At 58.7% G+C, this 8180-nt stretch carries 7 protein-coding genes; all 7 read right to left on the minus strand.

What is annotated here, in order from left to right; all coding sequences use genetic code 11:
* Positions 1-1933, minus strand: a 1933-nt coding sequence (locus tag CODIS_RS20170) for a hypothetical protein (protein WP_154723229.1), incomplete at its 3' end; no start/stop codon positions are given.
* The gene (locus CODIS_RS20175; protein WP_069128452.1) at positions 1934-2656 is read right to left on the minus strand and encodes a phage adaptor protein; all 723 of its coding nucleotides are present in this window, start codon (positions 2654-2656) and stop codon (positions 1934-1936) included.
* A 9-nt stretch (positions 2657-2665) separates the two neighbouring features.
* Positions 2666-3919: a P22 phage major capsid protein family protein gene (locus CODIS_RS20180; RefSeq protein WP_069128453.1), complete on the minus strand. Its 1254-nt coding sequence runs from the start codon at positions 3917-3919 to the stop codon at positions 2666-2668.
* A gap of 36 nt (positions 3920-3955) precedes the next feature.
* Positions 3956-5176: a P22 phage major capsid protein family protein gene (locus tag CODIS_RS20185; protein WP_069128454.1), complete on the minus strand. Its 1221-nt coding sequence runs from the start codon at positions 5174-5176 to the stop codon at positions 3956-3958.
* A gap of 39 nt (positions 5177-5215) precedes the next feature.
* Entirely contained in the window at positions 5216-6475 is a 1260-nt protein-coding gene (locus CODIS_RS20190) for a P22 phage major capsid protein family protein (protein WP_069128455.1), read from the minus strand.
* A 53-nt stretch (positions 6476-6528) separates the two neighbouring features.
* Positions 6529-7572 carry a hypothetical protein gene (locus CODIS_RS20195; RefSeq protein WP_069128456.1) on the minus strand — a complete coding sequence of 348 codons (1044 nt, stop codon included), beginning with the start codon at positions 7570-7572 and terminating at the stop codon, positions 6529-6531.
* 124 nt (positions 7573-7696) lie between these two features.
* Positions 7697-8180: portal protein (locus CODIS_RS21215; protein WP_305782139.1), on the minus strand; the 484-nt coding region annotated here is incomplete at its 5' end.

The raw sequence follows: 8180 nt of genomic DNA on the forward strand, positions 1-8180 counted from the left end.
CCCCCCCTGCGCCCGCATATCCCACCGCGTAACCCTGCTTGCCCCCCGCACCCCAACACGCAACACCCACGTGATACACTCCAGACGGCACACGCCAACGAAAATCCGCATCACTCGCCCCCGCTGCGCGCAACAGCTGATAGTGGTTCCATCGCCCAGGAATCTCGCCTGTCAGACCCGATACCCGCGATAACTGCCCCTGGACATCCCCCAGGCTCACCGTCTGTTCAACCAACTTCTCATCCAGCGCACCAATCAAACCCCGGTTCTCCTCAAGCGCTTCCCGGTTTTTCTTAAGCGCCACCTGGTTGTCCTTAACCTGCGTCGCTAACGCACCCACCTGATCCACTGCCGACCGGGCAACATCCGTCACCTCTTCAAGATCATCCCCATCCACCGCAGGCACCACCCAAACCGCTCGCTCGCCATCCGTCGACAAGTAATGCCCCGCCTGACCCGATTGCGCCGGCAACGCGTTCCCCTCAATCGCTTGATTATGCCTATCGAGTGTCGCCTGTTGGTCCCCAAGCACATCCTGGTTTTGTTCGATCGCCGACTGCTGGCGTTCAAGCGCTTCCCGGTTTTGTTCGATCGCCGTCTGATTGTCCGCAACCTTCTTCTCTAAATTCGTCGCCTTATCCGCCACCGACTGGACGCGCTCGCGGGCCTCATCGGCTTGCGCTTTCGCCTCGTGTGCGACCGCCCCCGAGGGATCGGGCAACTCCTCCCACTTCGCCACTTGCCCATCCGTCGACAAATAATGCCCCGCCTGACCCCGCTGTTCAGGCAACCCATGCGCTTCGATCGCCGCCCGGTTGCTATCGGCCTTCGTCAGCGCCGATTGCGCTTTTTTATCCGCCGATTCGGCCTGCTCACTCGCCGCCTTCGCCTGCGCTTCTACCTCGTTCTGACGTGACTCAACCGCATTCAGCTTCTCTTCTGCTGCCCTTAATTCAGGGCTAAACGACGCCTTGAGATCCGCCTTCACCGCTTCTTTAAGCGCCCCCTCATCCACCGACGACGACGCCGGCAACGCCTGCCACGCCGCCTGAGCCCCATCCGTCATCAAGTAATGCCCCGCCTGGCCCGATTGCGCCGGCAATGCGTTCGCCTCAAGCGAGGACCGGTTTTGTTCGATCGCCGACTGGTTGTCCTTAACCTGCGTCGCTAACTCACCCACCTGATCCACCGCCGACTGGGACTGCTCTTTCGCCGCCTGCGCAACCGCCGACGCCTCGGCGGTTTTATGCTCTAAGCCATCCAGCCGGGTCGACGCCTCGGCGGTTTTATGCTCTACGCCATCCAGCCGGGTCGTGGCACCCGAGAGCCCCGCTCTAAACTCTTTCCTGATCGCCTCCAACACCCGGTCTTTAAGCCCCTTGGCCTGCGCCTTGGCCTCGCGCACTTCCCCACCCAACGCCTCCACCTGCTCCGTCAGCGTTGCCGCACTGTCCTCCACCTGTGCCTCAACCTCATCGAGCCGACGCTCGATCGCCGCCGTGGCTCGCGCCACATCCCCCTGGCTCAACAAACGCAACGACTCTCCGTCATACACACTCAGCGTCCACTCCCCCGCTCGCACACGACCCGCCGCCAACGCCTCAGCCGCCGCATCCACCCAACGAATCATCAACTGTTGATTCAAATACACCCGCGCGTTGGCAGCATTCACCTCATCGGCTTGAAACAGCACCAGACTCCCCGCCGTGAACAAAGGCGAACCCGCAATCTCTACCGGATAAGTGCCCAGGTCCGCCCCCTTCCGCACAACGCGCCCCTGCAACAACACCGTCCCGGCAAATCCCGCAAATCGGCGATTCAAGGCCTGCTTGAGCCGCCGGATATGCGCCGGTCCCTCCTCGATCGGATCGTCCCGTGTCGGCGTCCCCTGATTCAGTGGCAATGAATTGGACTTGCGTTCATCCCTGTCCACTTAGCCCTCCATCATGGAAAAATCGTCTCGCCTGCCAAAATCCAAGCTCATCACATCGTCGCCCAAAGCGTCCGCTTCATGGGCCGTAACGCTCTCGATCGCACGGTCATACCGGTCCTGGTAAACCACCAGACGATCGTCATCAAAACTCCGCACCGGCGCTTCTAACAACGTGGCGTACAGATAGGCATCGGGATGATGCTCGAGTAAATAATTGGTCGGTGATGCTTCCGACAGGGCGAACGCCCTCAGATAGTGCAGCCGGTAGGTCTGGTCTTCCTCCGCCGGGCATTCAAACAACAACCAGGTACCCAAAATACTAAAACGCCTCGGCCGCCCAGGCCGGTCACGCACCGCTAAATCCCGGTCATCCACATAGTGCAACCGGCGACCCGGCGGCGCAGGCAACGGCGCAGGCACCGCCAAGGGCTGCGACCAGCTCCCCGCGACATCTCGCCAACGCAAACCGCCCCGGTCAAACGGCGCCACCGCAGACCCCCCCCATAACGACAAAAATCCGTTGAAGTCCAACGGCAAGCGCAAACGCCTCTCGCCCTGCGCCAACACCACACCACGATCCCCCCGTTCACCCCGTAACTTCAGATCTCGATTCAGCCGGGCTTGCGCCAGCTGAATATACCCCGCGATCGCGTCATTCAAATCGTCCCGGTGCAAATAGTGCGACACCGCTTGTACCAGCGAATCGTAATCCCTGATCTCCATCCCGAACTCCTACGCATCCCTGTTCCCCACCAGCAAACACACCGAATCCGGCCGCAATAGCTTGCGCCCATACAACACATCAATGCGACACGGAAAACGATCCTCATTAATGTCATACTTGCGCACCACCCGCATCCCAATCCCGTCATGATTCGAACGATGCGCAAAATCCACGTCCTTCGGCAACGCCAGATCCGCCGTCACAAACGCAATCGCCTCCGGATCAAACGCCACATTCCAACGGTAATAGTGTTGCCCGTCCGTCCCCTTGTTCCAAACCGCATCAAACCGATCACCGCTTATCCCCGCGGCATTTTGCTTTGGCCCCGCCCAAACCAGGCGCGGCGTAAACGTCACCTTGTTGCCGACCACCGACTCAACCTTGAAGGGCTTCAACCCAAATAAACGCACCGGATCCTTCGTCTCGGGGTGCACTGGGTACACACCATCGAAGGTGATCCAATCGCCGGGTTTGGGCAACGGCTTCATCTCTTCTTCACTGTAAGGCGCTGTCGCGTTTACCGCGTCGAACGAGTCGCCTGCCTGACCCAGATCCAGGGGGGTCATCCCGTAATTATCACCCGTCTCCACCCAACCACGCCGTTCGCGCATCGGCATCGACAGGCTCATCCCAATATCAAAACCCTGAAAACGCCGCATCCGCCCCGTTTCGTACTGACGGCTCACAGACGTGTCACGCTGCGCATAGCCCTTCAAACTATCCACCATCTCCGCCTGGTCGTAACTGTTCATCACCAACCGGCGCCGATCCGATGGAATCAAGTTCACATCAAACCACGCACCCAACAAACTCATCCCGTCGTACCAATCCGGCATCGGCATCATTTCCTGGGGATGAATCACATGCACCACCTCAGCCAGCACCGACCGCAACACGTCCTCTTCGATCGTCGAGGCCAACGTCGACATCGCCGGCTCCAGGTATCGCCGACTGAAATCATCGATATGCAACGTCAAATCCTTCGACGTTACCTCCAAGTCCACACCCTTTTGTTCGCTCAACTTTAAATACGCCACCGACTCTTGCGTCGACTGCGCCTGTAACCGGGCACCCTCACGCACCTCATACCGGTTCGGAAAACGCACCATCACCTCATCACTGTGACGCGCACCGCCTTGCTTGAACTCATCGCTGTAACGCCGATTAATCCGGCTCACAAACGGCAGTTTGTCATGCAGTAGCCGCAACGACTCATTCGTGATCATCTCCGGCGTTATAATTTCATTATCATTCCCTGACATCCTTGTCCTCTCCCGTTCCGCTTAATCCTCGCCTTTTTACGCCTTGCTCACCAAACGGCACGCCAGCGATTCATCCAGTAAACCATAGCCATACAACACATCAAAACGACACAGCATATGATCGCTTTTCCCATCGTAATCACGCACCAAACGCATCGAAATCCCGTCATGTGATTCCCGCGCCGCAAAATCCACACCCCGCGGCACCTCCAAATCCGCCGACACAAACGCAAACGCATCCGGATGGTAAAGTAAACTGCTCTCCATAAAACCAGCCGCCGGAAAAGTCTTAAATACCTCAGTACCAGCGGCTATCTCATCAGCCCGCCCTGATCGCTCAATCGATACATTCTTGTAGACACTGCGCGTATCAATCTCCGGCGTAAACACCAAGGTGCCGTCCGCCTCAACCGATACCACCGAAAATTGTTTCAAATAGCTGTAGGGGACCTTCGTCTCCGGGTGCACCGCATACACACCCTTAAACGCAAAACAGTCACCCGGCTTTAACGCACCTTTTTTACTGCCTTTTAGTGCGCACGATGACTGGTTGTTCCCCGTGATCGCCGCCTTCAACACGCCACTCGATACCCCCCGGTCGCCCTCGCCACTCACAATCGGCGGCATCACCGTCGTGTCGTTGAACTGAAAACCACTCAACCGGCTAAACGCCCGGTCCTCGTAAACCTTCGCAATCGTCGACGCCGGGTTGTATTGTCGACGGATCGATTTCGTCAACGAACGCACGTGCGCTGGACAAAACAAACCCCGCCGACCGGATTGCGGCGCCAAACTGTCATCCAGATACCGCCGACCCTTCAACACCTCGCCCACCGTCAGGCCATGCGCCGGACAAAGCACCGCTTGCCCCACGCGATGCGCCAAACTCAACACATCCCACTCAATATGCGTCGCCAGCTGCTTCGCCGCCGGGCGTAAAAATCGATCCGAAAACGCATCGATGTCCAGCGTCAAATCTTCCGACGTGAACGAAAGATCCACCCCTTTCTGACGATCCAGCACCACGTCAATACTCCGCTCGCGGATCACCGATCGTTCATACATCCGCCCTTCACGCCCCTTGAACCGGTTGGGAATGCGGACCTGAACCTTCTCACCAACCTTCGCGCCCTTTTGCGCAAACTCATCGCTATACGTCCGCGTGATCGACCCCACAAACGAAAGCTCCGCATGTAACAAGCGCAACGCTTCCCGCGCCACCAACGTCGAGTCTAAAAAATTGTTTTCTGTCGCCATCTCAGCATCCTTGCTTCTCGCTTAACCATCGCTATGCAATCAACCCATCGGTTCTGCACCCAACAACCGCACCGCCAGCTCCGGACGTAGCACTGTGTACCCATACAACACGTCCAAACGGCAGCGAAACACATCCTCTTGAATATCGTACAATCGCAATACCCGCATCGAGATCCCGTCCAACCGCTCCACCGCCGCCGCATGCACACCCTCCGGCTTCACCAGATCCGCCGTCGCCAGACAAAACGCCTCCGGATGAAAAATCACCGATTGCGTCGGCGCATGATCCGCCTTAACACGGAAAAGCTTAACCTCGTGCTTGGCACTGCCACTTTTTGTCGGCAGCTGGTCATCCGCTACATTCGCATCACGCGACCCCGTCGACGCCCCCACCACCTTCGGCGTAAACGTGACAACATTCCCGTTCACCGCCGTTACCCGGCCCTGATACGGGTAATAAAGCCGCTTTTTCGTCTCAGGATGCACCAAGGGCAAGGCCGGAAACGTGAAAAGATCACCCACCGTGAAATCCGCCGCATTCGCCAACGTAACCGTCGACGTATCCGCATCGCCACCCGCTTTGACTTCAACAAAACGACCAATAAATCTCACCGATTTTGCGTGCTGAGTATCCCCATCTGATGTGCCGGACGGCTGGGGAATATGCGTGTTGACAAAAAACTTCAAACCCGCCGTCTTACCTAACGATCCGGCTTTGAATTGTTTTGACAAACCCGACGCCGGATTGTACAAACCCCGCGCACCCTCAACCGCCCGCGTCGCGTCCACCGGCACCAACAAACCCAGACGCCGGTCGTCCCGGGGCGCCAAATGACAATCCAACCGCTCACCACACGCCAGCATATGGCGCAAAAATTTATCCTCCGAGGCCACCACATGCGAATAAACCTCCGAGACCATGCTCAAGCAGTCTCGCTCCATCTGCGCCACCACCTGCGTCACCGCCGGCTTCAAAATACGCCCCGAAAAATCATCCAACGACGTCGTCAAGTCCGCCGAGGTAATGTCAATGTCCACACCCGCCTGCTTCGTGATCGACAACGACACCGAACGCTCATCGATCGCTTGCGCTGCGTATGTCGCGCCGTCGCGCGGCATAAACCGATTCGGTAAACGGATCTTCAGCGTGTTGCCAATCTTCGCGCCACGCTTGGCATAACGATCGTCATACCCCCGCGTGATGTGGCCAATGAAATTCGCCTGCTGGTGTAAGAGTTTCAAGCCCCGCTTCGCGATCACGTTCGGGGTCAAAAATTTATTCGGCTTGCTCGCTGCCATCGTCGACTTCCTTGTCTTGTTAAATAATCACAGCCCCGCCAACGCGGCGCTACTCAATCGCCACCCCGGCGCCGGGCGCGTTTGTGCTTATCGCGCAACTGCGCTTCCCGCGCCTTGATCCAGTCCGCCGTCGAAACCGACGCCGGCTCCGCCTTGCGATCACCCCGACCCCGCGCCGACTTCAAGGGACGATAACGGCCCGCACGCGACCCCTTGCCCTGACCCGACGAGGCGCTCCGGACTTTTTCTCCCGCTTTCGATGATGTGGCACGCCGTGCCTTACCCCCCGCCTTTTTAACCCCCGCTTTGCCACCCCCTTGACGCACCCGCTCCCGATAAAGCTTCGCATCTCGCATCGCCTGCACAAATCGGTGATCCGTCACCTGCGATAACTCATGCGGCTCATAACCGTATTGCTGGCACGCAAACTGCCGAATCGCCTGCCCCTGGGCCGGCGTCCAGTTCGGGATCGCCTGCTTCAACGCCCGCGCCCCCGCCTCCAGCTGCGCCGCCACCGCTTGCGCATGTTCCGCTTCACGCGCCTGCGTGCGTTGATTGATCGCCTCATTGAGCTGCCGCTGCTCATCGCGCAACTGGTCATACTCCCAACGATCCGTCTGCGCCTGCTGCGGGTCAGCGCGATAGTGCGCCTGCCAGTCCAGCTCCTGATACCCCTTGAGCCGCTCCTCCAGCACCATCGACCAACCCACCTGACGTAAATAATCACCCGAATCCGACAACGACCGCTGCAACTGCTCCTGCGCCTGCAACACATCCTGGCGCTGCGTCTCCACCGCCTTCGCCGCCGTCAGCGCCGGCATCAACTCCACCGGCACTTCGTATGCGCGACCTTCCCACTCAAACGGCTCCGTCGCCTCGTCCCCCTCGCCTTCCTCGTCTCCTTCGCTTGTCTCGTCCTCACCGGCCTCCTCGTCATCGGCCTCGTCATCGGCCTCGTCATCGGCCTCGTCATCGGCCTCGTCCAAGTCGGCTTCGTCGCCCATCACCTCATCGTCAAAGGCCTCTCCCTCATCCTCGAACCCAACATCCGCCTCCCCATCAAACCCTTCATCCTCGCCCATCCATAGTTCATTCATGATATTGCTCCTTCACGCTGCTTGGCATAATCCGCAGCCGCCTGTTCAATCTCAACCTGCGGGTCCTTTTTTGCCTTATGTACCTTGTTTGTCATCCAACCTGCTCCTTGGTTTTTTCTGTTTGTTAGTAACCTGGTGCCCCCGGCGCACTCACCGCTGGCCCGGGAACGGCACCCCGATCCTCAGACATCCCCGGCGACAGGTAATCGAGTAACTGCAACACCGTCTGCGGCGGCAATTTATCGATCAACCCCACCAGGCGTTTCGTCTGCGCGTTATACGTATCAATCTCATGCCCCTTGGCCTCCGACTGCGCCTCGGCCTGCGCCTGCGCCTGCCCCGCTCCAGCCGCCGGCACCATCGCCTGCAACCGCTTCGCCAATTCATCCGCATCCGGCCAGTCCATATGCTTCACCAGCAAATCGCCAATATACGGCACCGCCTGCGGAAACTTCGTCAAAAACTCCAACATCTGCTGACTCACCGCCTCCCGGCGCGTCGTGTAACTCGGCCCCGAAGAAACCACCAGATCATATTTCCCCACACCCAGGTCGTACACCTCAGCACCCGGCCCCTTGGCCTCAACACCCGCCCCCTCAGCCTCAGCC

Origin of the sequence: Candidatus Thiodiazotropha endolucinida (genome assembly GCF_001715975.1) — a bacterium.
In the GTDB taxonomy this organism is placed as follows: domain Bacteria; phylum Pseudomonadota; class Gammaproteobacteria; order Chromatiales; family Chromatiaceae; genus Thiodiazotropha; species Thiodiazotropha endolucinida.